This window comes from Paenibacillus sp. sgz302115 (genome assembly GCF_056120445.1).
This window is the reverse complement of record NZ_JBVYOK010000008.1, coordinates 83,786-100,024: the sequence shown is the minus strand read 5'-3', so window position 1 is coordinate 100,024 and position 16,239 is coordinate 83,786. Positions and strand designations below refer to the sequence as shown.

Below are 16,239 nucleotides of genomic sequence, written 5' to 3'. Positions count from 1 at the left end.
TAAGCTTACACCATCTTGTTGAACTCCTTGCGGAGCCGCTTGATAATTCTTTTCTCCAGGCGCGAGATGTAGGATTGGGAGATGCCGAGCAGATCGGCTACGTCCTTTTGTGTCTTTTCTTCGCCACCGCGCAGCCCAAAACGCAGCTCCATAATCAGCCGTTCCCGCTCGCTGAGCTTCTCCAGCGCCTTTTGCAGCAGCTTGCGGTCTACCTGCTCTTCGATGTTCCGGTAGATGGTGTCATTCTCCGTCCCCAGCACATCCGAGAGCAGCAGCTCGTTGCCGTCCCAATCAATGTTCAGCGGCTCATCAAAGGAGACCTCGCTCCGGGTTTTGCTGTTGCGCCGCAGGTACATCAAAATCTCATTTTCGATGCAGCGCGAGGCATAGGTCGCCAGCTTGATTTTTTTCTCCGGGTCAAAGGTATTAACCGCCTTAATTAGACCAATCGCCCCGATCGAAACCAGATCTTCGATATTGATGCCGGTATTCTCGAATTTACGGGCGATATAGACCACCAGCCGCAGGTTGCGTTCAATCAGCATGGCCCGGACTGCCGCATCGCCGCTTGACAGCCGCTGCAGCAGGTACTCTTCTTCTTCCCGCGTCAGCGGGGGTGGCAACGCCTCACTGCCGCCGATATAATAGATTTCCTGGCTCTTCAGCCCCAGCAGAAACAGCATGCGGTAATATTGCAGTTGCAACGCAATCTTCCATTTGACCATTATTGTTCCTCCTCCAAGAAGTGCACAGTTACCCTGAGTTAGTTGCTCGATCCCATATTCCCATTTCGGAAGCAGCTTGCGGCATAAGCGATGCTCAGGAAGGCACCGCCGCCTCTGCAGCAGACTCTTTTTGAGTCAGGTCAGGATGGATGATCGCCCGGTACGCTCCTTCTCCCGACAGTGTCCCGCCATCCAGCCCGATAAGAACCCTCTGAATATAAAAACTCTCTTCACCCAGCTTTATCGTCACCAGATCAGGCTTCAGCGCCAGCATAAATGATGCCCCGCGGTTAACCCCCCTATAGGGTACAAGCCGCATTCTGTCCTGCCAGGCAAAAGACTGCCCGTCCGTTTCCAGCAGAAGCTTATCGGCGCTCATTTGAGTCATTTTCCCTTTCCATGAGGCCGGCAAATGCCCCTCCCAAAGTGACGCCTCCATCACCATCACCGGTATCCTAGTCAGAGGATCGTTCAGACGATTGCCGGTGTCCAGCAGGCCGGGGCAGGTCACACTCACCCCATCAATCTCAACGCACACTTCGCCGATGTACGTTTCAAGCCGCTCTCTCCTGTTTTTTGAGGACTGGATGAACTTGAAGATGAGCAGCACCAGAGGCAGGACCGCAAGCACGAACCAGAAGCCGATTTTTAGGCGGTAAGCTTGGCCTCCCGAAGAGGTGAACAGAATACCGTTCCAGATTTCGCCGGAGCTCTGCAGCAAATAGTGAATCCCGACAATCCCGCCCGCTGCTGCAAAATTAATAATATAAAAAGCCCCCAGCACCCGAAGGTAGCTTTGCAGACTCCTGAATCCAAAAGCAATCCACAGCATCACCACCGACAATCCAAACTTGATGAGGAAGGTGTACAGGAAAGAAAGCTCCGGCACAAACATCATCACCACATAAAGTGCGCCAACCAGCGCGGAGAGGGAGAGCCGCCACCAAGAGACTTTAAGCTTGACCAGCCAGCCCGTCAGCCATAAAAGAATTCCGTCGATCAGCAGATTGGCAGCGAAAATCAAGTCAATATAAACAACCAGTGTACTCACCTGCCTGCAAACGGATAGTATGCGAAAGACTGAAGATCAGGCTCTCTTTTTGGACGATATGATTAGTATAGAAAGACCCGCATCCAAAGTCTGTCTAAACTTGGGGGGCATTCCTGAGGTTTTTTTGTCGATTTATAGAGGCATCCCCCATTCTCACCTATATATTCATAGCGGTCCTTTCTGTCCTTACCGCTTTGTCACAATACGCTCACAACCCCCGCCAACCGGTGAAAATCTCAAACACTTCCCACAAGATATTCCATTCTTGAATAAATCAGCAGTCCGTATAATGAGGTCACGCCCCGCAGCAAAACGGCTTCAGATCTCTTCATGTGAAATAAAGTGCAAACCAAGCGACTGGGGCTTAAATAACAACGAGGAGTGTTAAACCATGAGTATGGCTCTGAAAGAGGGATATGATGAGCTGGAGCAGTCGGTGACCGGGAAGAACCAGAGACTTAGTATGAAAGAGAAGATATCCTATGGATTCGGAGACTTCGGCAATGGCTTTATGTTTGACCTGGGGCAATTGTACCTGCTGAAATTTTTCACGGATGTAGCAGGAATTCCGGCAACGGCGGCAGGAGGAATCTTTCTGGCCAGCAAGCTGTTCGCCGCCGTCTGCGACCCAATCGTAGGCTCTTCCATCGACTATCGCAAAAACATCGGCCCCCGCGGCAAGTTCCGTCCCTATCTTTTAATTGGCAGCATTATTCTTGCTATATTGACTGTGCTGACGTTTATTTCGCCGAATGTCTCGCCCACCGGCAAGCTGGTCTACGCCTATGCTTCTTATATGCTTTGGGGCCTTGGCTATTCCTTCGCGAACATTCCCTATGGCTCCCTGAGTGCATCTATGACACAGAATTCAGCAGAACGGACCTCCTTAGCCTCCTTCCGGCAGGCGGGCTCCCTGGGCGCCCTGTTCTTCACCAGCGTCATCGTCATGCCGCTTATCCTGCTGTTTTCCAACGCACATCTGGGATATCCGGTAGTAATGGGAGCCATGTCGTTAATCGGCATCGCGTCCTTCTATATCTGCTACCGCAACTGCAAGGAGCGGATTGTTCCGCAAAGCCCGCCCAAGGAGAAGCTCAGCGCCAAAGCCATTATCAAGACCTTTGCTGCCAACAAACCGCTGCTTGTCCTGGTGCTGATGACCGTCTTCACCATCTCGGCCTATAATCTGAAATCGGCTATGCTAATTTATTTCGCGCAATATAATCTGGGCAATGTGAAGCTTATGTCTTACATGAACTTTATCATCATCGGTTCCTCCTTCCTCGGCGTATTTCTTTTGCCCAGACTGGTTAAGCGGTTCGGTAAAAAGCAGACCGCCATTCTCGGAATGCTGATCAGCGTCGCGGCGGACAGCCTCAACTTCTTTATGCCGTCCAACATCTATATCTTCACTATTCTCGCAAGCATTGCCTTCATCGGCATCAGCATCCCGAACGGCATCACCTGGGCGCTTGTGTCCGATATTATCGACTATGGCGAATGGAAGTCGGGAGAGCGCAAGGAAGGCACCACTTACTCCCTGTTCAACTTCTCCCGGAAGCTGGCCCAATCGCTGTCCGGTTTTCTCTCGGGGATTGGCCTGGGCTTGATCGGATATATTCCGAATGTGGCGCAATCTGCCGGCACCCTGCTTGGAATCAAAGGACTGCTGCTCCTGTATCCGGCATTTGCTCTGACCATTGCCATGCTGGTTATCGGCCTCATGTATAAGCTCACGGACCAAAAGCATGCAGAGATTGTCTCCGAGCTTCAGACCCGCGGCTAAGCAGCTCCACAACGCAAAGAGGATGTACCTAAAGCCAAGCATGGCTGTCGGTACATCCTCTTTGTTTTGCCGCCCTTGTATAATTTTTTGCAGCACTGTTACCGGGACTGCCGAAATTCCGACGGAGTCATGCCGGTATGCTTCTTGAAGCTGACACTGAAATACTGCGGGTTCCCGTACCCTACCCGCTCTGCTACCTCGTAGGTCTTTAAATTCTCTTTGCCCAGCCATTCCATAGCCGCCTGCAGGCGGGTCTCCGTCAGGAAATCGCTGAAGTTCACCCCGGTTATCTTTTTGAAAATGGTGCTTAAATAGGTAGTGCTCACATGCACGTGATCCGCCACCTCCTGAAGAGACAGGCCCTCCTTGCCATACCACTCCCGGATGTAGGCTACCGCCTGGTCGGCCAGATGATTCTGCTGGCTGCAGCGGCGCTCCCGCACAGCCGCCGACAGCTTGATGACAAAGAGGCGGATACGGTCAAATATCTCCTTCGCGGTGCGGAGACGGCGGATTTCATCAAATAGGATCTCCGCTGCATTATGCGGATAAGGCGGCTCCTTCCAATCCGAGAAAGCATTAATCAGTATAAATGCCATTTCCATGCCAAAGAGATGCAGGCGCTCCAAAGTCACGTTTGCTCTGACCCGTATTTCTTCCTCCAGCCGGTCTATGACGGTTAGCGCCTCCTGCTCGAGGCCGGCCTTGATTTTCATGGTCAACTGCGCTTCCCACCCCGCCAACTCTCCCGGCGCAATCTCAACAGGCGGGCGGATCAGGCTGTCCCGGTACAGGAACACCTGGTTGGTTCCGGTTAAATGCCGGTATTCGGTAGCAGCCAGAGCACCCCGGTAAGATAAGGCCAGTTCTTCCAGCCGGTTGACTACAGAGCCGATGCCGACCGTTACCGTTGTTTTCAGATAAGTCTCAACATGGCACCGAATCAGCTCGGCCAGGAGCAGTGCCTCGCGTTCTGACACCGAATCATCAGCACCGTGCTCATGACCATACAATATGATGATGGCCTCCTTGATGGATTCAAAGACCAGACTGCCATTCCCACCGGTACACGGCACTCCTCCTTCGCCTTGGAGAACCTCTTCAGCCACATTATGAATGCAATATTTCAACAGCTCCTGGCTGTAGCGGCTCTGTTCCCCTGTCTCATAATACTCATCGGCCAGCAGCAAAATTACCGAATAACGGGAGCAGTGCAAATGCAGGTCAAGAAAAGCCAGCTCCCGCTCGATTTCCTCCTGCTTGTAGCGCCTGTACAGCAAATTCTCAAGGAAACGCTGTTTTAACAGCGGCACTCCTTCCATGACCTTTTTGGCGAGAACATGCTCCCGCTCCCACTCTTCAGCCGCCCGGTTGACGGTTTCGATCAGCCGGTCTTCGTCAAGAGGCTTCAAGATAAAATCAAATACCTTAAGCTTCAGCGCCTTCTGCGCAAATTCAAATTCATCATAGCTGGTCATCATGATGATCTTGATGTCCGCATACCGCTCTTTAAGCAGCTCCGTCAGCTCCAGCCCATCCATAAACGGCATTCGTATGTCCGTCAGCACAATCTGGGGGCGCTCCCGTTCAATGGCAGCCAGTCCGTCCTCCCCGTTGGTATGGGCAGCCACAAGCTCAAACCCATGCTGCTCCCAGGCTATTCCCTTGGAAAGTCTTCTTAATATGATCTGGTCATCGTCCAGTATCACCAGCTTCCTCATGGCTTCTTCCCCTCTCCGACCTAATCTCAGACGGCTCTTCCAAGCTTTATCAGCATTCAGCACTCCTTGGATGACGCCTCTGCAAGCGGCGGCTGAACAGCGAATTTCACCGTCACCGTCGTTCCTTGTCCCAGCTTGCTCTCATAAGTGAGGCCGTAGCCCGGCCCATAGTGAAGCCGGAGCCGACGGTGCACATTGCGGACCCCGTAGCCTACCTGTGAGGACTCCTCGGCATGGACGTCTGCTGCAGCAGCATCCTGCTCCAGCCCTTCGCGGAGCGCCTGGAGACGCTCCGGTTCCATGCCATATCCATTGTCCCGCACCTCGAAGTAACCGTCGGCCCCCGACAACCAGCCCCGCACCTCAATCAGTCCCGGATGCCGGATCTTTTTCACCCCATGATAGATGGCATTCTCCACCAACGGCTGCAGTGTCAGCTTCACCACGGGACAAGAGAGCATCCTCTCCTCCAATTCCAGCTCATAACGAAAGGTGTCGCCATACCGCATCTGCTGAATGTACAAGTACTGAATGATATGCTCCCTTTCACTTGTAACGGGTATAATTCGGCTGCCCTTGCTAATGCTGATCCGGTAATAATGGGACAGCGCCGTCAGCATGCGTGAAGCGTCTTCTATTTCATTCATTTCGCACAGGCTTTTAATTGAATACAGCGTATTGTACAAAAAATGGGGCTGAATCTGCGCCTGCAGCACTGACAGCTCGGTCAGCCGTTTCTGCTCCTGCTCCTGCTCAACCTGGCCGAGCAGCTCCTGGATACGTCGGAGCATATCCCGGATGCTTTTGTTCAGAATGGAAATTTCCTGATTGGGATGCTCGAACAGCTTCACCTCCAGATGGCCCTGGTCGATGGCGTTCACCGCCCGGGTGAGCTGGGATAGCGGTTTTGTGATTTTGCCGGCAATCCATCCCGACAGGATCACGGCGAGAAAAAGTACAGCTCCCATAACAGAGAGGATCGCCACCCTGATCGAACGGAACTTGGTGTACAGATCCTGCTGGGGATAGACGGCTGCAAGCTTCCACTTGTTCATCCCTATGGTATCGTATATCACCGTCAGCTTGCGGCCGGTCAGACTCTCCGTTTCAAAACGCCCTTTCCCGGCGGGAGCTGCCAGCAGCTTCTTCTGAAGTGCCGTTTCATCCATCGCATAGAGGTTTTTCACTGTCTTGAAGCGGACAAGCCCGTCCTGGCTGGCAGCCAGCAGGTAGCCGTTAGGACTGATCTCAGGCGCGGACAGCAGGCTTTGAAGGAGCCGTTCCTTCAATTGGATCACCAGAATGCCTTCCCGGGGCCCCTCCTTGCCCTCCTCCCATTTGTACAGGCTGATCACCTGCTCCCCCGCTGCATCCCTTTGACTCGGATGAAGATTCAGCCAATACACCCAGGAGGAGGTGGTGTAAGGCAGGGACTCGAATTCAGCAGGAGGCCTGACATTCTCTGTCTGCAGATAATCCTTGCGGTAGAAAGCAAGCTGCCCGTCTTTGTAGTAAAAATAGACCGAATCAATGATGCTGTACAGATTGGCGTATGCCGTATCCAAATGGCGGCTCAGCACCAGATAATCCTCCGGTGTCATTTGAAAATCGGGCTTATCCGCCCGCTGCATCAGAGCGCGAAGCTCGCTGCTGTTGTCGATAGCCGTTAACTCGGCCAGTACAACGGATAATTTCTCATTCAGGTAATTCTTGGTCTGGGTCAGCGTATCCTGAATGCTGGATTCCGCATTAGCCCGCAGTTGTGATGACGCAAGAAAGTAGGATACCATGCCAGTCACAGTAACAAACACCAGAATAAGCGGAATGAAAAACAGCAGAAAGGTCGATTTCAGCGTTCGTTTGAACATGTGATTCCAGGTCCTCCTCTTTCCGGTCATGCATACAGCAGGATCATTGATGATAATGGGAATAGGCCTGCTCCATTACCTGCGCCCAATCGTTGAGAAAATCCTCTGCCGTCATGGAGCCGGACAGAACCTTCTGAAAATTAGGCTCCAGCCGCTGTTGGATAATGTCGGTATAATTGGGCAAATTATAAGGAACCCGCAGCATCACTGTACGGCTGTCCTCCATTGCCAATAAAGCCTCTTTCAAGAAAGGGGTGTCCTGAATAAAGTTCTGCAGCAGCGCCTGCTGATTCGTAGGGAGCTGTCCCACATTGCGGTTCCAATAGGTTTGGCTCTCTTCCGACAGCAGAAATTTCACAAGCTCCCAGGCAGCGTCCGGATTGGCAGAGGAGCGGAATATCCCATAGCCGTTGGCGGTCAACGTCATCACGCGATTCCCGTTTACCGACCGGGGTAATAGCGCTGCTCCTACGTTGGCTGCTCCAAGAGCGGACAGATGGTCCCGATAGGAGCCAAAATTATGGGTGAACATAGCCGAGGCTCCCGAATCAAATGCCGCCACCATCTCCTTGTAGCCGTTCAGAATATCGCTAGTTTTCGTGCGGCTGCCGTAAAGAGCCGTATACCGGCGCAGAAACTCCAGATGGCGCGGATCGTTGATCGTGCAGCGGCCATCCTTCGTGAAATATTCCGTAATGCCGGAATATGCATAGAGCAGAGACGTGAGCTGTGTAATACTGCCCGCCCCACCGCGGAGGCTATAGCCGTGCCGGCCCTGATCCGGCTTATCCAAACGGTCCACTGCCTGGAAGAAGCCATCCCAGGATTGCGGAACCGCAAGCCCCTCCTCCCGCAGCAGGTCGCTTCTGTACCACAATACATCGAAGAAGAACGTGCCGGGAATTTGATACAGCTTGCCGTCCGGGGCCAGCCCCCGGTTGAACGCAATGAACCGGTCCGCGATTTGCTCACGTTCAGGCCACTGCGCATAATAGCCGTCCAGTGGAAGAAGAACGCCCTTCTCAGCAAATCCGGCCAACCACTCCGCGTTCATTGAGGCCACATCCGGCGTATCGCCGGACAGGATGGCCATATCGAACTTCAGCTTATTGAAGCTGACCGGAATCCCCGCATACTCTACCTTGAGATTTGGATGCAGCTTCTCGAAGCGGCGGAACAGCTCCAGGTAATATGGAGTGCGGCTCGGACCGGCATTCTCATCCCAGAAACGGATGACAGTCTTCTCCGCCTTCGCCGCTTGTTTGTCTCCATGAAAGGGAAAGTAGCTGCAAGCCGACGTGAGTGCAAGCATTACCGCAACGAGTAACGCCTTGCCGGTTGTTGAATTTATTCTGTTACCCATCAGCTTCCCCTTCTTCATACAGCCTCCGCAACGGATACGCCTCTCAGGCTTCCATCTTCCAAAAGCATCATATTAACAGCGCTTTCAACTAGAGCAATCAAACGTATATATTCGTCAGCCTTCTTAAAATACTCCGGTCCTTATCAGCTTCATACTCCGGGTTATGCCCGGGCTGCAATGTCCCGGCCCCGCCAATAGATAGATCTACACGCCGTTCTCGCCAAGACTCACTAACATCGAAGAGGCTGTCCCAAGCACCTGTTTACTGGTCTAATGGACAGCCACCCTCACTGAATTTTACGTGCATTCACTACTTACTGGATCTTCGGTGATCTCTGCTGGGAGTGCTGTTTATTTGTATCAGATAGACTTCATTTCCTCATCCGTCAGCCCTGTCGCTGTCTGTATAGCTGAGCGGTCTAGCCCCATAGCCAGCAGATTCCTTGCAACTTCCAGTTTTCCTTCTCTTAAGCCTTCTACTTTTCCTAATTCTAAGCCTTCTTCTTTCCCTAATTTCAAGCCTTCCACTTTACCTAACTCTAAGCCTTCCTTCTTACCTTCTTTAATCCCTTCCATTCTTCCTTCCTTAATCCCTTCCTTAATCCCTTCTTGCAATCCTTTAGCAAAACCTTCTCTTTGTGCACCGTCCCGTTGCGAGGCTTCGTCATGCAGGAACTTCTGACGGTCTTCATATTTACGCCGGGCTTCCGAATCCTGACTCAAAAACTCCAGCGTTTCCATCGCCTTTCTCAAAGCCGGTTCGTTCATCCTGAGTACCTCCCAATTCGAATTATCGTTCCCTTTCAAAAAAAGCAGCCAGTTGATCAGACCGCCTTCACCGGGGACAGCAGGCTGAGTCAGCTTGGGCAGTTCCAGAAAATGAATCTCTATGTCGTCGTTAAGCGGGGCTCCACTGCTATCTTCCCGCAGATGAAAAACGCTGTGGGTGTGTTCATTCGGCAGCACCTTATAATTCAAAATATTTATCGTCACACATTTTTTGAGTTCCGAGTATCTGCCCCCGGTCTGCAGTTGGCCTGAGTACCGCTTGCTCCAGTAATATAAGGTCCGCTTTTCCATATCATATTTGTTGAAGAGCTGCATCTCAATATTAATCAGCTTTCCATCTACTGTCTTAGCCCATATGTCAAAAATAGATTGTTTATCCAGAGGATCATCCTTATCCGTATACGGATTGAGCAGCACCACTTCTTCCAGCGGTGAGTCTCCGGCATCCATAAATACACGGTTCAAAAAGGCGAGCAGTACATCCTTATTATTCTCGCTTGCAAATATTCTTTTAAACACAAAATCCACCCGGGGGTCCAGCAATTCCATCATATTCACTCCCGTTATCCGTATTATAACAGCCTGTAAATCAAAAAAACACCGTATCCGGCATAGCTGTTCGCTATGGCAGATACGGTGCTTCCGTAAGTTGGTATAAAATTAGGGCTAGTCGTTGTTGCCGCGTGTCCGGTTGCGCAGGAACGTCGGAATATCGAGCTGATCAGACGTGGTCTGATTGCCGAAAGGGCGCAAATTAGCATTCTTGTCTGCTGCTGCAGGCTCACTGCCCGCCGCCGGACGTCTATTTGGGGCAACAGGGGATGTCTTATGCTCAAAGCCGGTGGCAATCACCGTAACTTTAATTTCATCCTTCATGCTCTCCTCAATAATGGCCCCGAAGATCATGTTGACTTCAGGATCAGAAGCAGAGGTCACAATCTCGGCAGCTTCGTTGACTTCATACAAGGAGAGGTTCGAGCCGCCAGTTATGTTCATGATAACACCGCGCGCACCCTCGATAGAGGTTTCCAGCAGCGGGCTCATGATAGCTTTGCGGGCCGCCTCCGAGGCACGGTTCTCGCCGGTGGCAATTCCGATGCCCATCAGTGCCGAGCCGCGTTCTGTCATAATCGTCTTCACATCGGCAAAGTCAAGGTTGATCAGACCCGGAACGGCAATAAGATCGGAGATCCCTTGCACAGCTTGCCGGAGCACGTTGTCCGCTTCGCGGAAGGCCTCCAGCATCGGTGTTTTCTTATCAACAATTTCAAGCAGGCGGTCATTCGGGATGACAATTAAGGTATCTACCTTTTCTTTCAATGCTTCAATGCCAAGCTCTGCCTGGTTAGAGCGTTTTCTTCCTTCAAAAGTAAACGGGCGGGTTACAACTCCAACGGTCAGCGCTCCGCATTCTCTGGCGATTTCAGCAATAACAGGCGCTGCGCCTGTACCTGTACCGCCACCCATGCCAGCGGTCACAAATACCATATCTGCGCCCTTGAGCGTATTGGAAATCAGATCGCGGGATTCTTCGGCCGCTTTCTTGCCCACCTCAGGATTGGCACCAGCACCTAGTCCCCTGGTCAGCTTGTCCCCGATTTGCAGCTTATGCTCCGATTTGGCCATATGCAGCGCTTGGGCATCTGTATTAACTGTGATGAATTCAACACCCTGAACGCCGTTTTCAATCATCCGGTTGACAGCATTGCTTCCGCCGCCGCCCACGCCGATGACTTTTATTTGAGCCAAGCTCTCCATTTCAAAATCAAATTCCAACATATTGTTCCATCTCCCCCTAGAATAGTGCTTGGATGGCCGGTCCAAGTATATCTGGACTTACACTTATATGAACTCGCTGAACATATTCTTTAGACGTTCTACCAAGCCGGGCTTCTTCGCAGTATCCTGGCTTGGTACGGCGTTCTGCTTGTTTCGGCTAACCGTCTTCTTGTTGCCGCTTCCGCCGCCGCTGCTCCGCCCGCGAAATCTGCGGACGACAGTGTGCAGAATGCCTACACCACCGGTAAATCCGGGATCCCGGACACCGATATAATCCGGCACAGCAATGCGCACAGACGCAGCCAGCTCGGTCTGAGCCGCCTTCAGGACGCCCGGCATGGATACCGTGCCGCCCGTAAGGATATAACCTCCCGGAAGCTCAGTGTAGCCAAGCCGCTTCACTTCCTGACGGATCAGGTGAAAAATCTCCTGTACCCGCGGCTCAATAATCGCCGCCAAATCTTCCTGATTGAATTCCTTTTCCACATTGCTGCCGATACGCAGAACCTTGAACACTACGTCAGAAGCGGCATCGTCTATCCAGGCGCAGCCATATTTCAGCTTTACCTTCTCCGCCTGATCGGTAAGTGTACGGAGTCCGTATGCAATATCATTGGTAACAAATTCTCCTCCGATCGGGATCGTGGAGGTTGCACTAAGGGAACCCTCTTCATATACGGCTATCGTCGTTGAACCTGCACCGATATCTACCAGTACAGCGCCCATGGATTTCTCATCTTTGGAAAGCGCCAATCCGCCGGCTCCAAGAGACATCAGCACAAGATCTTTAACTTTCAGCCCTGATTTCTCTACACAGCGAAGCAGATTATGTATTGGCGTTTTGGCTCCGGTAATGATCGTCGCTTCAACCTCCAGACGAACACCTATCATTCCGCGAGGATCCTGGATGCCTTGAAGACCGTCAACGATATATTGTTTGGCGACAACATCGATCACTTCACGTTCAGGAGGCAGTGCAATGACTTCCGCAGCCTTAATTACGCGGTCGATATCATCCTCGCCGATCTCACGGTCCTCATTCTGGACGGCTACAACACCATGACTGGACTGCAGACCGATATGATTACCGGATATGCCGACGTAGACCTCGGATATTTGAATGCCGACCATTTGCTCCGCATGATCCACAGCACTTTTGATAGATTGAACGGTCTGGTCGATATCTACGATCGCACCTTTGCGGATTCCTTCCGAATCGGCAGATCCAACGCCAATAATATTAAAGGTTCCATTGGTAACTTCCCCAATAATTGCCCGAACTTTGGATGTACCGATGTCCAAACTAACAATGATGTCATTGTTGCTCAAGCTCTATGGCACCTCCTGTTATAATCAAAATAAAAATGTAATAAAATTTCTCGTTCCCGGTCCCGGGAAACATCTCTGTACATATTCAACATACCTAATCCTTTCCCTCTTTTTTCTACAAATTTTTTGAGTGGAATAATATGACAAGCATTCCGCATATACATAGATGCTTACTAGAATCTGTAAAATAAGCGTTTTTAGCAAGAAATATATATATAATAAAGAAATGATATCCAAATTTATGCCTTCACTTCAAAAAATCCGGAGAAAAAAGAGGGATAGTGCTTATTGCCCGTAAATCCGATTGTAGCATTTTTTCGGTCCTAATAGTAGGGACTATTTACTCTAGTGTGTCCGCATTCTCTTCATTAGCAGCCGGTGCAGCTTGAAAAGGAACATACGAATCCGCTTCAAGCATCTTGATCAGCCCGGGCTCTTCCGTCTCTATGACCTTATTCAAATATTCCACCTTATCCTTAAGCAGGGATATTGCCGTTATGACTTCAAAATGAGAACGTGTGTACAGCTTAATCCGGTCTGGAAAAGAGAGCGTCGGCGACGGCACAATTTCCGAGATGTCACTCGTAAGCTCATTGGGAATGTCGGCGAGCGCCTGGCACAGCTTAGCCTTGTACGGGTCGGAATCTTTCCAATTGGTCAAGATAGGCTTCTCCACGGCAATTCCGGTCTCATTTACGGATACAGCAGCTCCACTGGATAAAATCGCCTTAAGCGTACCTCCCTGGTCCAATTCGTAAGCGACCGCAGGATACTCATCAATGCTTATGGTTACAACTCCGGGAAATTTCTTCTGCACACTTACATCCTGTATCGTCTTAAGCTTTTTCAGAGAGTCCTTAACAGACGCCTTGGAGACGGCAAAAAACTGTCCTCCAATCGTAAGGCCGCTCTGAGACAGCAGCTCCTCCCGGGTGGTATATTTGCCCCCTTGGAAATGGATCTCAGTAATGCGGCTGACGGACGAGCGAAAAAATATCACGGCCAGCAGCGCAATGAACAGCAGCAGCAGGATGATTGTAATTTTGCGGCTCACTTTCTTAGGTGGCTTGTCCTCTTTAAGTAGAGGTAAACGGGTTTTAGGCATTCTCATATCTCCGTAATAAGGCCCTGTCTCCTTCCCTCACAACAAGCCGAAGGAGACAGGGAGCTTTAGTTGGCCAAATCTAACGGACCCGGCACAGGTATTTTGCGAGTGATGTGTGCGCCAAGCTTCTGGAACAGCTTCTCAATGCCGTCATATCCGCGGTCAATATGGTGTGCCTGCTCAACAACCGTAGTGCCTTGAGCCGCGAGACCGGCGATCACCAGGGCAGCCCCCGCCCGCAGGTCGGTAGCTTCCACAGTGGCACCGTACAGCCTTTGCACCCCGCGGATAAACGCACGGTTAAGGTCTATGGAGATATCGGCACCCATCCGTGCCATCTCCTCCACATGCTTGAAGCGGCCCTCAAATACCGTTTCTTTGATAACGCTGAATCCGTCGGCCAGCGACAGCAGAACCATAATCTGAGATTGCAGATCAGTGGGAAAAGACGGGTAGGGAGAGGTTACAATCCTCTCCACCGCACGGGGACGCCCCATGCAGCTAATATTAATTATATCATTGCAAACTGTGATTTGAACACCAGCCCGCCTGAGCACATGAATGAGTGAGGATAAATGCCCGGCATTGGTATGGGTCAATGTCACACTTCCCCGTGTAGCTGCAGCGGCGATCATAACTGTTCCGGCTACAATCCGGTCGGGTATGACCTCGTACGTACAGGGGGAGAGCTTCCTGACACCTTGAATCGTAATGGTATCGGTACCCGCACCGATGATCTGAGCCCCCATTTGGTTCAGATAGTTTTGCAAATCCTGGATTTCCGGTTCTCTGGCCGCTCCGGATATCGTAGTCGTGCCTTCCGCCATGGCAGCGGCCATCATGATATTCTCCGTCGCTCCTACGCTGGGATAATCGAGATGAATATCGTTGCCGATCAGCCTTGCGGCCCGGCAGGAAATCTGCCCGCCCGATTCCTCGATTTCCGCGCCAAGCAGCCTCAGCCCCTGCAAATGCAGGTCAATTTTGCGTTCTCCGATTGCACAGCCCCCAGGCTGGTAAATCGTCACCTCTCCAAACCTGGACAACAACGGTCCCATCAGAAAAATGGAGGATCTCATCTGCCGCATCAAATCCTCAGGAACATGGGAGGTAAAGGCAGCCGAAGTATCTAACGTTACTGTCCCTTCAGCATGCACTCCCCTGCACCCCAGCCGTTCCAGAATATTCAGCATGGTTTCGATGTCCAGCAGCTCCGGCACATTATGCAGTGAGTGAACTCCTTCGGCCAGCAGGCTAGCCGCCAGAATCGGCAGTGCCGCATTTTTTGCTCCATGGATACGTATGGTGCCTGACAGGGGATTTCCACCCTCAATCACCAATTTGTCCAATGTATCACCTCCGAGATTACCGCTCACCCACCACCGGGCACTTTCCATACGGGGATTAGCGAAATGTCTGTGAGAGCTTTCCCGCCCCGCATTTCACAGTCCGAAAGTGCTCTGGGTGATTGTCACGATTATAGGATTATCCTATGTTCGTAGCCTCAGGTGTGTGACAATGAAGGCCAACAACCAGCTACAGCCTTCAGCAGCCATGTGCAAAAATATTCATATCTGGCCACAGCGGCGCCAGAAGAAGTGGTTAAGACCGCTTCTTCTGGGCCGCCAGTCTGCGCAGCTCGCTGACTACCAGCGCAGCGGCGTCTCTTTTGCCAAGACGCCGGGAGGCTTCCGACATTTGAGAGCGTACAGACTCCGCACTGATAATCTTCTGAACCGCCTCCATAAGAGACTGGCCGGTCAAGTCCTTCTCAAGCAGCACTGCGGCCGCGCCTTCGCGCTCCAGTTGTCTAGCATTCGCCTCCTGGTGATTGTTCGTCACATTAGGGGACGGAATGAGGACAGAGGGAATTCCCAGCGCTGTAATCTCAGCCAGAAAAGAAGCGCCCGCCCGGTTCACGATAAGGGAGGTACAAGCCAGCACCTCGGGCATATTGTGAACATACGGGAGAAGGTGCAGCCAGTTCGGCACGCCGCCCAGCTTCTGGCGCAGAGCCTTGCGGGTTTCTTCGAAATAGGACTCACCGGTCACATATACATAGTGGACACCATTCCCCTTACCTACAAGCGGGGCCATTTCGATCATTGCCTGGTTAATCGCTCTTGCTCCGCCGCTGCCGCCAACCATAAGCACAACCGTACTGCCCTCAGGAATGCCCAGGGAAGCGAAGCCGCGCTGCGGATTGGCGGTTGTTACAGTGGTCGCCCGGGGATTCCCAGTATAGATCACATTTTTCCCTCCGGGAAAAGCCGATTCCGTTCCTTCGAAGCTCACGGCAACCGTGTCGGCATAACGGCTGAGAAAACGGTTCGTCAGCCCCGGAATTGCATTCTGCTCATGAATGAGCGTGGGAATGCCCAGCTTGGAGGCCGCATACACCACAGGGCCGCATACGTATCCTCCGGTGCCAATCACGACATCCGGCTTAAACTCCCGGAGCATCTCCTTGGAGGCTTTAACCCCTTTCAGAAAACGCATCACGGTCTTCACATTGTCCATTGAAATCTTGCGGCGGAAGCCGGTAATATCTATTGATTTGAACGGGAGATTCTCTTGGGGTACCAGCTTGCTCTCCAGTCCCCGCTTCCCTCCAATATACAAAAAGGACGAGTCTTCCTCTTCAGCCTCAAGCTGCCTGGCGACGGCTACGGCGGGATAGATATGTCCGCCTGTACCGCCGCCGCTTAATACGATACGCATGT

At 51.8% G+C, this 16,239-nt stretch carries 12 protein-coding genes; 1 reads left to right on the top strand and 11 read right to left on the bottom strand.

Features of this window, described 5'->3' with window-relative positions; genetic code table 11:
• Window positions 1-5 precede the first annotated feature (5 nt).
• Both sigE and spoIIGA read right to left on the bottom strand, forming a co-directional pair.
• On the bottom strand, window positions 6-728 hold the full coding sequence (sigE, locus tag AC0LWN_RS16910) for an RNA polymerase sporulation sigma factor SigE (RefSeq protein ID WP_028530613.1): 723 nt from the start codon (window positions 726-728) through the stop codon (window positions 6-8).
• A 91-nt stretch (window positions 729-819) separates the two neighbouring features.
• Complete coding sequence (spoIIGA, locus tag AC0LWN_RS16905) at window positions 820-1,767, bottom strand: sigma-E processing peptidase SpoIIGA (RefSeq protein ID WP_474667484.1); 948 nt, start codon at window positions 1,765-1,767, stop codon at window positions 820-822.
• 472 nt (window positions 1,768-2,239) lie between these two features.
• Here spoIIGA and AC0LWN_RS16900 point away from each other — a divergent pair, with 472 nt between their 5' ends.
• Window positions 2,240-3,562 carry an MFS transporter gene (locus tag AC0LWN_RS16900; RefSeq protein WP_474667482.1) on the top strand — a complete coding sequence of 441 codons (1,323 nt, stop codon included), beginning with the start codon at window positions 2,240-2,242 and terminating at the stop codon, window positions 3,560-3,562.
• A 98-nt stretch (window positions 3,563-3,660) separates the two neighbouring features.
• On the opposite strand, the gene AC0LWN_RS16895 is transcribed toward AC0LWN_RS16900, so the two are convergent.
• From AC0LWN_RS16895 to murG, 9 genes are all read right to left on the bottom strand, one after another.
• Entirely contained in the window at window positions 3,661-5,283 is a 1,623-nt protein-coding gene (locus AC0LWN_RS16895) for a response regulator (RefSeq protein WP_474667263.1), read from the bottom strand.
• 56 nt (window positions 5,284-5,339) lie between these two features.
• Complete coding sequence (locus tag AC0LWN_RS16890) at window positions 5,340-7,151, bottom strand: cache domain-containing sensor histidine kinase (RefSeq protein WP_474667261.1); 1,812 nt, start codon at window positions 7,149-7,151, stop codon at window positions 5,340-5,342.
• Window positions 7,152-7,194: 43 nt separating this feature from the next.
• A complete protein-coding gene (locus AC0LWN_RS16885) occupies window positions 7,195-8,514 on the bottom strand; it encodes an ABC transporter substrate-binding protein (RefSeq protein WP_474667259.1) in 1,320 nt (439 codons plus the stop codon).
• A 360-nt stretch (window positions 8,515-8,874) separates the two neighbouring features.
• The gene (locus tag AC0LWN_RS16880; RefSeq protein ID WP_474667257.1) at window positions 8,875-9,855 is read right to left on the bottom strand and encodes an Rpn family recombination-promoting nuclease/putative transposase; all 981 of its coding nucleotides are present in this window, start codon (window positions 9,853-9,855) and stop codon (window positions 8,875-8,877) included.
• A 114-nt stretch (window positions 9,856-9,969) separates the two neighbouring features.
• Window positions 9,970-11,082: a cell division protein FtsZ gene (ftsZ, locus tag AC0LWN_RS16875; RefSeq protein ID WP_474667255.1), complete on the bottom strand. Its 1,113-nt coding sequence runs from the start codon at window positions 11,080-11,082 to the stop codon at window positions 9,970-9,972.
• A 63-nt stretch (window positions 11,083-11,145) separates the two neighbouring features.
• Entirely contained in the window at window positions 11,146-12,411 is a 1,266-nt protein-coding gene (ftsA, locus tag AC0LWN_RS16870) for a cell division protein FtsA (protein WP_474667253.1), read from the bottom strand.
• 340 nt (window positions 12,412-12,751) lie between these two features.
• Window positions 12,752-13,516 carry a cell division protein FtsQ/DivIB gene (locus AC0LWN_RS16865; protein WP_474667251.1) on the bottom strand — a complete coding sequence of 255 codons (765 nt, stop codon included), beginning with the start codon at window positions 13,514-13,516 and terminating at the stop codon, window positions 12,752-12,754.
• 65 nt (window positions 13,517-13,581) lie between these two features.
• The gene (gene murA, locus AC0LWN_RS16860; RefSeq protein WP_474667249.1) at window positions 13,582-14,865 is read right to left on the bottom strand and encodes a UDP-N-acetylglucosamine 1-carboxyvinyltransferase; all 1,284 of its coding nucleotides are present in this window, start codon (window positions 14,863-14,865) and stop codon (window positions 13,582-13,584) included.
• A gap of 253 nt (window positions 14,866-15,118) precedes the next feature.
• Window positions 15,119-16,237 carry an undecaprenyldiphospho-muramoylpentapeptide beta-N-acetylglucosaminyltransferase gene (gene murG, locus AC0LWN_RS16855; RefSeq protein ID WP_458963661.1) on the bottom strand — a complete coding sequence of 373 codons (1,119 nt, stop codon included), beginning with the start codon at window positions 16,235-16,237 and terminating at the stop codon, window positions 15,119-15,121.
• Window positions 16,238-16,239: the final 2 nt, after the last annotated feature.